The following is a 13,066-nucleotide window of genomic DNA, read 5'->3' on the forward strand; positions in this document are numbered from 1 at the left end:
TCAGTCGAGCAGGGCTTCGGCAGGGCTTGCGCTACTGCCGAAGGAGAAAGTGAGCAGGGCGGCGACCAGCGCCAGCGCGGCCAGCACGGCGGCGGCCAGCGGCACGCTGGTCAGCCCCAGGCCCTGGCTGATGACCAGGCCGCCGACCCAGGCACCCAGGGCGTTGCCCAGGTTGAACGCGCCGATGTTGAGGGTGGCCACCAGATTCGGTGCGGCCTGGCCGAAGTTCATCACGTTGACCTGCAGGGCCGGCACGGCGGCGAAGGCGGCCATGGCCCAGAGCAGCAGGTTGATCTCCAACGGCACCAGCAGCGGGCTGGTCCAGCGCACCAGGGTGGAGAACAGCGCCAGGGTCAGCAGGATGGCGGCCAGGGCCTTGGCCAGGTTCCAGTCGGCGAGTCGCCCACCGATCAGGTTGCCGAGGGTCAGGCCCACGCCGATCAGCAGCAGGGTCCAGGTGATGCCACGTGGCGACACTCCGGTGACCTCGCCGAGCAGCGGCGCGATATAGGTGAACAGGGCGAACACGGCGGCGGAGAACAGCACGGTGGTGGACAGCGCCAGCCACAGCCCGGCACCGCGCATGGCTTTGAGTTCGCCACGCAGGTCGGTCGGCTCCTGTTCGCGACTACTCGGCAGCACGCGCCACAGACCGATAAAGGCGACGATGCCGATGGCGGTCACGGCCCAGAAGGTCGAGCGCCAGCCGGCGTATTGGCCGAGCGCGGTACCCAGCGGTACGCCGAGCACGTTGGCCAGGGTCAGGCCGGTGAACATCAGGGCCACGGCCGAGGCTTTGCGGTTCTCCGGCACCAGGCTGGCGGCGACCACCGAGCCGATGCCGAAGAAGGCGCCGTGGCACAGCGCGGTGACCACCCGCGCCACCATCAGCAGCTCGTAGTCGGCGGCGGTGGCGCACAGCAGGTTGCCCAGCGCGAAGATGCCCATCAGCGCCAGCAGGGCCAGCTTGCGTGGCCAGTTGGCGGTGACCAGGGCCATGAACGGTGCGCCGAGCGCCACGCCGAGGGCATAGCCGGTGACCAGCCAGCCGGCGCCGGGGATGGACACGCCGAGGTCGGTGGCCACCTCGGGCAGCAGGCCCATGATGACGAATTCCGTGGTGCCGATGGCAAACGCGGACAGAGCGAGGACGAGAAGCGGTAACGGCATGGGGCCGGCTCCTGGAAATTCGGTTGGAAGAGGTGGCCTGCTGCGGGCAGGCATCCACTCAGAGCTGGGCGTCAAGGTCCTTGAGGAAGGCCTGGATGACCTCCTCGTTACGCTTGAAGAAACTCCATTGGCCGACCTTGCGACAGGTCACCAGACCGGCACGCTGCAGGGTTGCCAGATGCACCGACACGCTCGACTGGGACAGGCCGCAACGCTCGAACTTGCCGGCGCAGACGCCGAGCTCCAGCGGGTGGTCCTGGTCGGCGAAATGCTTCTCCGGCTCCTTGAGCCATTGCAGGATCTCGCGGCGGACCGGATGGGCCAGGGCCTTGATGATTTCGTCGATGTCGATCGGGCTGCTCATGCTGGTGCTGTCGCATATCGGGTTGAGGCGAACTCTATATCGGGTTGGACCGATATGGGGATCGTTTGTGCCGATACTGACTATCAGTGCAGCTGATGGGGTGGGCAGTCGGTAGGCGAGCTCTGCTCGCGAAGTGTTCAGCGCGCAGTGGTTCGCGAGCAGAGCTCGCTCCTACGAGGGGATTATTCCGCCAGCGCTTCGAACTCGTCCTTCACCCGGATGGCGCAGTCCGGGCAGGCGAAGTCGTCCGGCAGTTCCTCCCAGGGTGTGCCCGGTGGGTAGCCATGGTGCGGCTCGCCCATGGCCTCGTCGTAGCAATAGCCGCATTCCGGGCAGCGATGGCGGCTCATGCGCTGTGCTCGCCGAGGCCGTAGCGGCGCATCAGGCGCTCGCGGTGGCCGGGCTGGAAGTTGATCCGCGCCGCGTCGCCGTGCACGGCGGTGATCAGCCGTGGATTCATCACCTGGAACCACAGCGGCGGCACGTAGGCCACCAGGTACATGCCGAAGTAGCCGCTGGGCAGGCGCGGCAGGTCGGGGAAGTTGCGCAGCGACTGGTAGCGCCGCGTCGGGTGGGCGTGGTGATCGGAATGTCGTTGCAGGTGGAACAGCGCCCAGTTGGAGAACAGGTGGTTGCTGTTCCACGAGTGGTGCGGCTGGCATATCTCATAACGGCCGCTGTCCAGCTTGCGGCGCAGCAGGCCGTAGTGTTCCAGGTAGTTGGCCGAGGTCAGCTGGAAGGCGCCCCACAGGGCGGTCAGCAGCAGGTACGGCAGGATGGCGATGCCGAACGCCAGGGTCAGCCCGCCATACAGCGCCAGGCTGGCCAGCGCCGGCTGCAGCACCTCGTTGTCCAGGCTCCAGGTGCGCTTGCCACAGCGCGCCAGGCGTTCCTTTTCCAGCTGCCAGGCGCGGTGGAAGCCGCCGGGCATCTCGCGCAGGACGAAGCGGTAGATCGACTCGCCCATGCGCGACGAGGCCGGGTCTACCGGCGTGGCCACGTCGCGGTGGTGACCGCGGTTGTGCTCGATGTAGAAGTGCCCGTAGCAGGCCACGGCCAACGCGAGCTTGCCCAGCCAGCGCTCCAGCGTGCTTTTCTTGTGGCCCATCTCGTGGCCGAGGTTGATGGCGAAGCCGAGGCCACCGCCGGTGCTGATGATCATCGCCAGCACGCCATGCCAGGCCAGCGGCTGGGTGGCGACGAAGGCGGTGGTGGCGATGAAGGCCGCCCACAGTACTGGCACCAGCAGGTAGGTGATCCAGCGGTAGTAGGGGTCGGCCTCCAGCGCCGGCACCTCGGACTCGGGCGGGTTGCTCGGGTCCTCGCCGATCAGCGCATCGAGCAGCGGCACGCCGAAGTAGAAGAACACCGGCGGCAGCCAGAGCCAGGCGTCGTGCGGCGATACCAGCAGGTACAGGGCGGGGCCGATCAGTCCCAGACAGGGCACGAGCAGCGACAGCAGCCACAGTGGGCGTTTGCGATCACGGTAGGGCAGGGTGGCGGGCATTGTTGTTCTCTCCACGGTTCTTCGACCTGGGTCCAGCATGCGCTGGCGCGGCCAGTGGCATAACCGTTGAGCTGGGCAGAAAATCGTCATATGGTGACAGCTCGCTCCGCGCGTGGACCGCCGCCATGGACCCGAATCTCGCCCCGCTGCAACCCTGCCTGCACCCCATCTACGCCCGCCTGTTGTGCGCGGCGTTGCGCCAGCGCGGCTTCGGCGAGGCCGAGATCCTGCACGGCACCGGGCTGGACTGGGCGCACCTGCACCGCGACAACCGCCCGCTCAACTTCGCCCAGGTGCAGCGCCTGATCCGTCGCGGCATCCAGCTCACCGACTGCCCCTGGCTGGGCCTGGAAGTCGGCTGCGCTATGCCGGTATCGGCCCACGGCCCGGTGGGCTACGCCGCCGCCCTGTGCCCGGACCTGCGCGGCGTGCTGGCGGTGCTCGAGCGCTTCAGCGTGCTGCGCCTGTCCAGCCTGCGCCTCGGTGGCGAGATCGAAGACGAGCGCTACCGCATCTGCGTCGAGGAGCTGTTCGACCTGGGCAACGTGCGCGAGCACATCTTCACCAGCCTGGCCGGTGTCTGCCTGCGCCTGCTGGAGGCGGTGTGCGGCGTGCTGCCGGACGACTGCCTGGCGTTCGCCTTCCCCTTCGCCGAGCCGCCCTGGTCGGCGCGCTATCGCGAGCTGCTCGGGCCCGGCGTCAGCTTCGGTGCCGAGCGCTTCAGCGTCAGCCTACCGCTGGAGTGGCTGGATCGCCCCAGCCTGAGCGCCGACCCCCAGGCCGCGCGCATCGCCCTGCGTGATTGCGAGCACCAGCTGCAGGGCGCCAGCCCCGGCGGCGACTGGACCAGCCGGGTGCAGCTGCGCCTGGTGGCCTGCGAGGGCAGCTACCCGACGCTGGAGCAGCTGGCGGACGAATTCCACCTGTCCGAACGCACCCTGATCCGCCGCCTGCGCGACGAGGGCGTGCACTACCAGCAACTGCTCGACGAGGTGCGCCAGGAGCTGGCCTGCTGGCTGCTGCAGAGCACGCCGCTGAGCGTGGAGGCGGTGGCCGAGCGCCTGGGTTATCGCGACACCAGCAACTTCAGCCGCACCTTCCGCCGCTGGCTGGGCATGACGCCCAATGCCTGGCGCAAGGGGGCGGCGTGAACTACCTGGCTCACCTGCACCTGGGCGGTGACGCGCCGCAGCAGCTGCTCGGCAGCCTGTACGGCGACTTCGTCAAGGGGCCGCTGGCGGGGCGCTTTCCGGCCGAGATCGAGGCGGCCATCCAGCTGCACCGGCGCATCGACGCCTTCACCGATCGCCACCCGCTGATCGAGCAGGCGCGCTCGCGCTTCCCCGCCGAGCGGCGGCGTACTTCGGGGATTCTCCTCGACCTGTTCTTCGACCATTGCCTGGCCCGCGACTGGGCCGAGTTCGCCGACGAGCCGCTGGCGCAGTTCACCGGCCGTGTCTATCGGGTGCTGGCCGCCCAGCCCGAGTTGCCCGAGCGCCTGGCCTATATCGCCCCGCGCATGGCGGCGCAGGACTGGCTGGGCAGCTACAGGGATTTTGCCGTGCTGGAGCAGGTGCTATTGGGCATGAGCCGACGGCTGTCACGGCCGCAGATGCTGGCCGGCGCCATGGGCGAGCTGGAGCGGCTGTACGAGCCGCTGAGCGCGGACTTCCGTGAGTTCTATCCCGAGCTGCAGCGCTTCGCCTGTCAGGCGGCGCGCTGAGCCTGCTGCGCGTCTTCACCGAACAATGCTACTTGCACCGCCCGTTGCGCCTGGCGCGCCAGCACGTTGCGTTCCTGGCCGGCACTGGCGATGGGCGTGAGCAGCTGGATCTGCACCTTGGCGCGATCCGCGGCGAACAGGCGCAGCAGGTGCGAGGGCAGGTCGTCGTCGCCGATAAAGGGCGCGACCAGGTCGGTCTCGCCATCGCGCAGGTAACGGATCGCCACCGGTTGCAGCGGCGTGCCGGTGTCGATGGCACTGGTCAACAGGCGACCGTGGAAGGTGCGTATCTGCTGGCCGTCGGTGGTGGTGCCTTCGGGGAAGATCAGCAACTGGCGTCCGGCGCTCAGGTGACGGTGCAGCTGGCGGGCGAGCAGGGCGCTGTCCCCGGAACCACGACGGATAAACAGGGTGCCGGCCTTGTGCGCCAGCCAGCCGGCCAGCGGCCAGGTACGCACCTCGGCCTTGGACAGAAAGGACAGCGGCAGCAACTGGCCGAGCAGCGGAATGTCGGTCCACGACACATGGTTGCTCAACCACAGGTGCGGGCCTTGCGGTAGCTCGCCCCGTACCTCGACCTCGAACGGCAGCGCGGCGCTCAGGCGGCGCATGAACCAGGCGGTGAGGCGCTGGCGCAGGCCCATCAGGTCGCCGCGGCGCACCCGCTCGGCCAGGGCGACGCCGCTGGCCAGCAGCATGCCGAGCAGCAGCACGGCGGCCAGACGGATGAGACGCAGGTAAAGGCGAAGTTTGATCATCGTGACACTCGGGCAGCGGGAGAGCGGTGGGGTCGCCCCCACGCTCGGCGGCTAGACGGCAGCTTTGAAGTGGCGGGCATAGCGCGGGCACAGCTCGTCGCGCTTGAGCAGGATGAACACGTCGGCGACCTGGAAATCCTGGTCCCAGCACGGCTCGCCACAGACCTTGGCACCCAGGCGCATGTAGGCCTTGAGCAGTGGCGGCATCTCGGCGATGACGTTGCCCGGCAGGTCCATGGCCGGCAGCGGGTTGCGCGGTTCGGCGCGCAGGTGCTCGGTGCACAGGTGGCGTTCGCGCAGGCGCTGCATGATCGCCTGTGCCTGGATGCCGCCATCCTGCATGGGGATGCTGGCGCAGCCCATCAGGTAGCGGTAGCCGCCCTCGTTGAGCACTTCGGCCAGCTCGCTCCACAGCACGGCGATGGTGCCGCCGTTGCGGTAGGCCGGGTCGACGCAGGTGCGGCCGATCTCCAGCACCGGGCCTTCGAGGTGGGCCAGGCCGTGCAGGCTGAACTCTTCCTCGCTGTAGAAGCGCCCCAGGCTGGCGGCGGCGCGATGGTCGAGCAGGCGGGTGGTGGCGACCAGGCGGCCGCTGTTCAGATCGCGCACGCCGATATGCTGGCAGTGCGGGTCGTAGTCATCCATGTCGAGGCCCAGCTCGGCGCCTTTCAGCTTGGCATCGAACTCGCGGCTGAACACGGCGTAGCGCAGGGTCTGGGCTTCGCGCAGCGCATCCGGGCCGATCAGACGTTCGGCGTGCAGGCGGCGTTCGGCAGTTCGGGCGATCTGGGTCATCGATTAGCCTCCGTGAGCCAGCCTGCGATGGGTTGCGGCCGGTCGATGTTGTTGGGCAAGCTCAGGCTAGGAAGACCCGGTGTCACCTCCATGAAGATTCGGTGATGCTTGTGTGACAGACGACGAGGATTTATGTGATGCCCTGGCAACCCCTGCTGGAAACCCGTGACCGCCTGAGCGCGAGCAACCTGGACGACTGGTACGCCGCGCTGCTGGAGCGCGCCGGCGACACCTCTCCCTTCGCCCTGGCCGTGCTCGGCGGGCGCCTGGCGGCCACGCCCGGCCTGGCCTTTCTCGCCGGCTACCAGGGCGCGCTGCGTGCGCTGTGGCCGGCGGCGCCGCTGAGCCTGGGCGCGCTGTGCGTGACCGAGAACAGAAGCACCCGCCCGGCGGACCTGCAGACTCGTCTGAGCGGCCTGCACCTCTCGGGGCGCAAGGACTTCGTCACCGCCGCCGATGCCGCCGACTGGTTGCTGGTGGCGGCGCGGGTGGAGGAGGAGGGCGCGCCGCGCCTGGCCGTGGGCGTGGTGCGCAGCGGCGCGCCGGGGGCACGGATCGAGCCGCTGCCGGCGCTGCCGCTGATGCCGGATATCGGCCACGCCCGCCTGCACCTGGACAACAGCCTGTGCGAACTGCTGCCCGGCGATGGCTGGGACAGTTACGTGAAACCCTTCCGCAGCATCGAGGACCTGCACGTGCTGGCCGCGCTGAGCGCCTGGCTGTACGGCGTCGGTCGCGACAGCGCCTGGCCGCAGGAGCTGTCCCTGCGTCTGCTGGCGCTGCTCAGCGGCTGCGCCGAAGTGGCGCGGCACAACCCCAGCGATCCGCTCACCCATGTTCTGCTGGCCGGGCTGTTCGCCCAGTTCAAGACCCTGCGTCCAGAGCTGGACGCCGCCATCGCTGCCGGCCCCCAGGAATGGGCGGCGCTGTGGGCGCGTGACTGCAATCTGCTGGAAGTGGCGCGCACGGCCCGCGAAAAACGCCTGGAGAAGGCCTGGGCGGTGTTCGTCTAGGGCATTCCCTGGCGTTATGGCGGGCATGCACCTCTGATATTGGCGGCGCGGAAGCGTGCTCTTTAGAGTCGAGCGGCTTCGACGCGTCCGTCCATACCTACAAGAGCAGAACGAGTCCTTTCATGCCCAGCTTCCGCCTCAGCGCCCTTGCCCTGGCGCTCATCCTTTCGCCGGCCTATGCCGAACAGGCCACGCCGGCCAAACCTGCCAGCGAGATCACCCGCGAGCGCAACCAGGCCTGGCTGCAGCGTCTGCCGTTCAGTGACCGCGCCGACTTCGACAATGCCCGCCGCGGGCTGATCGAGCCGTTCGGCGGCGTGGTCGAGAACGCCGAGGGCCAGCCGGTGTGGAACCGCATGGCCTACAACTTCCTCGACGGCAACGACGCCCCGGCCAGCGTCAACCCGAGCCTGTGGCGTATCGCCCAGCTGAACAACATCTCCGGCCTGTTCGAGGTGCGCGAGCGGGTGTACCAGGTGCGCGGCATGGACCTGTCGAACATGACCATCATCGAGGGCGACAGCGGTCTGATCCTGATCGACCCGCTGATCAGCACCGAGACCGCCCGGGCCGGCCTCGAGCTGTACTACAAGCATCGTCCACGCAAGCCGGTGCTGGCGGTGATCTACAGCCATTCGCATGTCGACCACTTCGGCGGTGTGCGTGGGGTGATCGACGAGGCCGACGTCAAGGCCGGCAAGGTCCAGGTCATCGCTCCCGGGGGCTTCTACGAACACGCGGTCAGCGAGAACGTGCTGGCCGGCCCGGCGATGATGCGCCGCGCCCAATACATGTACGGCTCGCTGCTGCCGCGCGACGAGCGCGGCCAGGTCGACGCCGGCCTCGGCAAGGGCACGCCGAGCAATGCCACGGTGACCCTGATCGCGCCGAACGTGCTGATCGCCGAAGCGCTGGAGACGCGCAACATCGATGGCGTTGAGATCGAGTTCCAGCTCACCCCCGGCACCGAGGCGCCGGCCGAGATGAACATGTACTTCCCGCAGTTCAAGACCCTGTGCATGGCCGAGAACGCCACCCACACCCAGCACAACGTGCTGACCCTGCGCGGCGCCCTGGTACGCGACTCCAAGGTCTGGGCGCACTACCTGGACGACGCCCTGGTGCGCTACGGCGACAAGGCCGAGGTGCTGTTCGCCCAGCACCACTGGCCGACCTGGGGTGGCAACGAGATCCGCGACTACCTGGCCGACCAGCGCGACATGTACGCCTTCCTCGACAGCCAGACGCTGCGCCTGATCAACCAGGGCCTGACCCCGACCGAGATCGCCGCCCGGCTGCAGTCGCTGCCGCCGCGCCTGGCCAGCAAGTGGTACAGCCGCGACTACTACGGCTCGCTGAGCCACAACGTGCGCGCGGTGTACCAGCGCTACATGGGTTTCTACGACGGCAACCCGGCCAATCTCGACCCGCTGCCGCCGGAGGACGCCGGCCAGCGTTATGTGGCGGCCATGGGCGGCGCCGACGCAGTACTGCAGAACGCGCGCCAGGCCTTCGGCGCCGGCGACTACCGCTGGGCAGCGCAGCTGCTCAATCACCTGGTGTTCGCCGAGCCGGACAACGCGGCGGCGCGCGAGCTGCAGGCCGACACCCTGGAGCAGCTCGGCTACCAGAGTGAGAACGCCACCTGGCGCAACGTCTACCTGAGCGGTGCCCTGGAGCTGCGCCAGGGCGTGGCCGAGGCGCGTGCACGCAACGGCGCGCCGGACATGATCCGGGCCCTGACGCCGAGCATGTTCTTCGACTACCTGGCGGTGCGCATCGACGCGATGAAGGCGGCCGACGAGGATCTGTTGATCAACTGGCGCTTCAGCGACCTCGACGAGGATTACGCACTGACCCTGCGCAACGGCGTGCTGACCCAGCGCAAGGGCGCGCGCCACGCCCAGGCGGACGTCGACCTGAGCATGACCAAGGCGCTGCTCGACCGCATCGCCCTGAAGGAAACCGGCTTCCTGAAGGAAGCCACCATCGGTGGTATCGAGTTCGAGAGCGGTCGCCTCAAGCTGCTCAAGCTGCTCGGCGGCCTCGACGAAGCCAACCCGCAGTTCAACCTCGTCACCCCCTGAGACCTGCTGGGAAAAAACGCCCCGCACGACAGTCGTCGTGCGGGGCGTTGTTCATTGTGCGAGCTGAATGGCCGGCGGCAACCAGCGCCGTTCGAGCACCTCGGGCTGCGGCCAATACAGGCGCAGGAACAGGTTGAAGCGGCCCTCGGGGGCCGGCAGCCAGTTGCGGCGCTGGTCGGCAGCGGCCGGCTGATCCTTCTGGATGTACAGGTCCAGCGAGCCGTCGGCGTTGTAGTGCAGGTCGTCACGGTCACCCAGGGCATAGCGGTTCAGCGGGTTGGCCGAGAGGAATTGCGCGGCGTTGTACAGCGTCAGCGACCAGAACGCCCGCACCGGCGGAAGCTGATCCTTGGCGAAGTGCAGCACGTAGCGGTTCTCGCCGCTCAGCGGGCGGCCCTGCGCGTCGCTGTGCAGGTTCGGGTAGATGGCATCCTCGGGGCTGTTGGCGCCGAGGCCGAGCTTGGCCACCAGCGCGCGCTGCTGGTAACGGGTGCCGTATTCACCGAGTTCATAGCCGATGCGCCAGCCGTTGAAGGTGGGGCGCTTGTCGAGCAGTTGCTGGCTGTCGTCGAGCTGGGCGACCACCTTGCGGTAGCCGAGCGCGCTGCCTAGTCGCTGCAGCGGCGACTGTTGCGGCTGGCAGTCGTCGGTGAGCAGGCCGGTGGCGCGGATGCGCTCGAGCATCGGCGCATCCTCGGCGCGCGGTGGGTTGTCGGCCAGCAGCTGGCAGAAGGTGCGGAAGAAGGTCTCGCGGTCCCACCCGGCCAGCTGGCGGTCGGGGCCCTTGCTGCGCTCCAGCGGTGGCAGCTCGACCATCGTCGCCGGGGCTACGGCAGCCGCCTGTCCCTGCCAGGCGCTCAGCGGCATCAGCTTGAAGCGCTGCTGCAGCGCATGCACCTCGGCGTAGTCCCGCGGCCCGGCACTCTTGATGCGGCCGATCATCCAGGCCATCTGCGTGGGTATGCGGATCGGCTGCATGCCGGCCGGTACCTCGCCCTGCCAGGTCGGGCCGACAACCAGGAAGTCCTTTGCGCCGGTGCCGATGGTGCGGGTGCCAGGGCTGCTCACCACGTTGGTCCAGGCATCCATGATCGGCATCATGTAGTAGTGCCCGCTGGTGTCGGGGATGCTCATCACCACCGGCTCACGGCGCAGGTCGAAGTGGACGATGCTGTAGAGGGTGTCGACGTTCGGCGACACCACGCTGTTGAAACTGGCGTCGGGGAAGCGCCGGCTGTGGCGGAAGCCGTTGATGGCCGTGGTGCCGAGCAGCTGCTGGTGCTGCTTGGTCAGCTCCATCAGTACCAGCGGGTAGCCGAACAGGTAGGCCTGGGCGGTCTCCCGCGCCTGCTGCAGCACGCTGTAGGTGGCCAGGCCGCCGCCCAGCAGCACTATGCCGGCGAGGCCCAGGGCCCGGCGGCTTTTCTTACCGATGTGCATGGCTGTGCGCTCCCGTCGGGTGGGGAAAAGGCAAGGCGCGGGCGTGCCGCTCCAATGGCGTGATCATGCTTGGGTTCTCCGTGTGCCGGGTGCTCTGGTCCGGCAGGCAAGGTCAGAAGTGAAGGGTGGAGACGGCCTTGAGCATCGCCAGCAGGGCCATTGCCAGCAGCGCCAGGCTGGTACCGAGCACGGTGCGCAGGCGCGCGCGGCCGCATTCGTCGCGCAGCATCGCCAGGCTGCGCTGGTAGCGCCTGCCCTGGCGCAGCCAGAGGATGCCGGCCGTGGCGAGGGCGATCAGCACCAGCGGCGGGTCCTGCCCGCGCAGCGCCAGGCAGGCGATCACCAGCAGCGAGATCTGCGTGCGGCGCCAGGCCAGTTCGGTACGCTCGGCCTGCAGCCCGGCGTCGACCGGCCTGTCAGCCATGCCAGCGCGGCCAGAACAGGCCGGCCAGCACCAGCGCGGCAAGGCAGCAGCCTAGTGCCAGCAGCGGCACCAGCACCGGCAGGGGCAGGGCGCGGCGGTGGCGCAGCGCACGTTCCACCGCCAGCCAGCGCAGGCAGGCGCCGACGCTGACCAGGATGCTCAGTGACAGCAGGCTGAGGGTGATGATCAGGCGCAGCTGCGGCCCGAATGCCTCGCCTGCGAATGTCTCGACGGCGATGCCGCCGCCGAGCAGGGCCAGGGCCGTGCGCACCCAGGCCAGGAAGGTGCGCTCGTTGGCCAGGGTGAAGCGCGGGTCCGGCTCCTCGCCGCCCAGCAGGGACTGCGAGAGTGGCTTGCGTGGCGGCGGGGTTGCGGGAGTGCTCATGACTGACCGTCGGTGGTTGGGTTCAGCGCAGGCCCTTGCTGCGCAAGGCGCCGGGCGAGTAGTCGGAGACGCTGGCGCGGTAGCTGAAATCGAACGGCTGGCGCTGTTCGTTGGTCAGCCCGGAGGCGATGTAGCGGCCGTTGTTGAGGTCGTAGGTGATTTCCATGGCGTTGACCGCGGCGTTGCCGGTGGGGTGGTAGAAGCTGTGAGCCTCGCCGACTCGCCACAGTTCACCACGGCTGTCGTAGTGATCGGCCTCGACGATGGCCCAGGTGTCCTCGTCGATGAAGTAGTGGCGCTTGCTGTAGATGTGGCGCATGCCCGGCTTCAGCGTGGCGACCACTTCCCAGACCCGGTGCAGTTCGTAGCGGGTGGCGTCGGGGCGGACATGGCCGGGCTGGATCAGCGTCTCGTAGCTCAGCTCGGGCGAGGCCAGGCGGTAACTGTTGTACGGCACGTAGAGGGTCTTCTTGCCCACCAGCTGCCAGTCGTAGCGGTCCGGCGCGCCGTTGAACATGTCGCGGCTGTCGGCGGTGCGCAGGCCGGCAGTGGTCGGGCCGGCAGTGTCGTAGGCGATGCTCGGCGCGCGCCGTACGCGGCGTTGGCCGGCGCTATACAGCCAGGACAGGCGCGGCTCGGCCACCTGGTCGAGGGTCTCGTGCACCAGCACCACTTCACCCACCATGCGTGATGGCGCGGTGATCTTGTGGCTGTAGAAGTAGAGGATGTTGCGCGCCTCGTCCGCCGCCAGTCCTTGCACCGCGTCGCGGCGAGTGAAGTACTGCTGGGTGGTCATGATGCTGTAGCTGCCGTCCTTCTGCGGCGCGGCGCTGTCGTTGGTCAGGCTGGAGCTGGCGTTGCGGTTGCGTGTCAGGTGGTTCCACAGCACTTCCAGACCATTCTTGGGAATGGGGAAGGCGACCACGCCGGCGAAACCCTCCAGGCCATTGCCGTCGTTGATCAGACGAGTGCCTGTGGCGTTGCGCGCGGCCGACTCGGCCACCGCGTCCGTCACCACGACCGTGCGGTGGCTCGGATACACCGGCAGGCGCAGGCTGTCCGGGAAGCGCTGCAGCAGGGCGATCTGCCCCGGGCTCAGCTGGTCGCGGTACTGCTCGAAGTTGCTCGCATCGATGCTGAACAGCGGCTGTTCATCCTTGAACGGGTCGAGCGGCGTGCCGTTGGCGGCGAACTGCAGCTGGGTCTTCAGGCCGCCGTCCCAGGCGGGGATCTTGCCGTCGGCACTGGCGCCGCGTTCGGCGCCGACCGGGGTCAGGCTGGTCTGCAGCTGTGCGGCTTCCTCGGCCGCTACGGCCGCCACGGCGTTGCCGGCCAGCAGAAGGGCGCAGCACAGTGCGCCGCCGCGTATGAGGCGATGAGTCTGATTCATGGGTGGGCTC

Annotated in this window: 14 protein-coding genes; 4 read left to right on the forward strand and 10 right to left on the reverse strand. The window is 68.5% G+C overall.

Annotation, left to right across the window (positions count from 1 at the left end; translation table 11 throughout):
- From FFS62_RS18875 to FFS62_RS18890, 4 genes are all read right to left on the reverse strand, one after another.
- Nucleotides 1–1,170 (reverse strand): MFS transporter, encoded by a 1,170-nt coding sequence (locus FFS62_RS18875; protein WP_137974386.1) that lies wholly within the window; start codon nucleotides 1,168–1,170, stop codon nucleotides 1–3.
- A 58-nt stretch (nucleotides 1,171–1,228) separates the two neighbouring features.
- Nucleotides 1,229–1,534: a helix-turn-helix transcriptional regulator gene (locus FFS62_RS18880; protein ID WP_137974387.1), complete on the reverse strand. Its 306-nt coding sequence runs from the start codon at nucleotides 1,532–1,534 to the stop codon at nucleotides 1,229–1,231.
- A 182-nt stretch (nucleotides 1,535–1,716) separates the two neighbouring features.
- On the reverse strand, nucleotides 1,717–1,884 hold the full coding sequence (locus FFS62_RS18885) for a rubredoxin (protein WP_137974388.1): 168 nt from the start codon (nucleotides 1,882–1,884) through the stop codon (nucleotides 1,717–1,719).
- Nucleotides 1,881–3,041 carry an alkane 1-monooxygenase gene (locus FFS62_RS18890; protein ID WP_218569300.1) on the reverse strand — a complete coding sequence of 387 codons (1,161 nt, stop codon included), beginning with the start codon at nucleotides 3,039–3,041 and terminating at the stop codon, nucleotides 1,881–1,883. The genes FFS62_RS18885 and FFS62_RS18890 overlap by 4 nt, the downstream gene beginning before the upstream one ends.
- A 125-nt stretch (nucleotides 3,042–3,166) precedes the next feature.
- Between FFS62_RS18890 and FFS62_RS18895 the strand changes: the two genes are divergently transcribed.
- Together FFS62_RS18895 and FFS62_RS18900 are read left to right on the forward strand one after the other, a co-directional pair.
- Nucleotides 3,167–4,192, forward strand: a complete 1,026-nt coding sequence (locus FFS62_RS18895; protein ID WP_137974390.1) for an AraC family transcriptional regulator — start codon at nucleotides 3,167–3,169, stop codon at nucleotides 4,190–4,192.
- Nucleotides 4,189–4,764, forward strand: coding sequence for an ACP phosphodiesterase (locus tag FFS62_RS18900; protein ID WP_137974391.1), 576 nt, complete (start codon nucleotides 4,189–4,191; stop codon nucleotides 4,762–4,764). The genes FFS62_RS18895 and FFS62_RS18900 overlap by 4 nt, the downstream gene beginning before the upstream one ends.
- On the opposite strand, the gene FFS62_RS18905 is transcribed toward FFS62_RS18900, so the two are convergent.
- Nucleotides 4,749–5,522: a 1-acyl-sn-glycerol-3-phosphate acyltransferase gene (locus FFS62_RS18905; RefSeq protein WP_137974392.1), complete on the reverse strand. Its 774-nt coding sequence runs from the start codon at nucleotides 5,520–5,522 to the stop codon at nucleotides 4,749–4,751. The two genes, FFS62_RS18900 and FFS62_RS18905, sit on opposite strands and share 16 nt — an antisense overlap.
- Before the next feature lie 51 nt (nucleotides 5,523–5,573).
- Nucleotides 5,574–6,317, reverse strand: coding sequence for an L-ornithine N(alpha)-acyltransferase (gene olsB / locus FFS62_RS18910; RefSeq protein WP_137974393.1), 744 nt, complete (start codon nucleotides 6,315–6,317; stop codon nucleotides 5,574–5,576).
- 137 nt (nucleotides 6,318–6,454) lie between these two features.
- Here olsB and FFS62_RS18915 point away from each other — a divergent pair, with 137 nt between their 5' ends.
- A complete protein-coding gene (locus FFS62_RS18915; RefSeq protein ID WP_137974394.1) occupies nucleotides 6,455–7,330 on the forward strand; it encodes an acyl-CoA dehydrogenase in 876 nt (291 codons plus the stop codon).
- Between the two features lie 122 nt (nucleotides 7,331–7,452).
- Nucleotides 7,453–9,417, forward strand: coding sequence for an alkyl/aryl-sulfatase (locus tag FFS62_RS18920; protein WP_171016369.1), 1,965 nt, complete (start codon nucleotides 7,453–7,455; stop codon nucleotides 9,415–9,417).
- A gap of 51 nt (nucleotides 9,418–9,468) precedes the next feature.
- Here FFS62_RS18920 and FFS62_RS18925 read toward each other — a convergent pair whose 3' ends face one another.
- The 4 genes from FFS62_RS18925 to FFS62_RS18940 form a co-directional block, all read right to left on the reverse strand.
- The gene (locus FFS62_RS18925) at nucleotides 9,469–10,857 is read right to left on the reverse strand and encodes a DUF1254 domain-containing protein (protein ID WP_137974395.1); all 1,389 of its coding nucleotides are present in this window, start codon (nucleotides 10,855–10,857) and stop codon (nucleotides 9,469–9,471) included.
- 112 nt (nucleotides 10,858–10,969) lie between these two features.
- Nucleotides 10,970–11,281 carry a DUF202 domain-containing protein gene (locus tag FFS62_RS18930; RefSeq protein ID WP_137974396.1) on the reverse strand — a complete coding sequence of 104 codons (312 nt, stop codon included), beginning with the start codon at nucleotides 11,279–11,281 and terminating at the stop codon, nucleotides 10,970–10,972.
- Nucleotides 11,274–11,666, reverse strand: coding sequence for a YidH family protein (locus FFS62_RS18935; protein ID WP_137974397.1), 393 nt, complete (start codon nucleotides 11,664–11,666; stop codon nucleotides 11,274–11,276). Before FFS62_RS18935 ends, FFS62_RS18930 begins: the two co-directional genes overlap by 8 nt.
- 22 nt (nucleotides 11,667–11,688) lie before the next feature.
- Nucleotides 11,689–13,056 carry a DUF1329 domain-containing protein gene (locus tag FFS62_RS18940; RefSeq protein WP_137974398.1) on the reverse strand — a complete coding sequence of 456 codons (1,368 nt, stop codon included), beginning with the start codon at nucleotides 13,054–13,056 and terminating at the stop codon, nucleotides 11,689–11,691.
- Nucleotides 13,057–13,066: the final 10 nt, after the last annotated feature.

Origin of the sequence: Pseudomonas sp. F(2018), assembly GCF_005508865.1 — a bacterium.
GTDB lineage: Bacteria > Pseudomonadota > Gammaproteobacteria > Pseudomonadales > Pseudomonadaceae > Aquipseudomonas.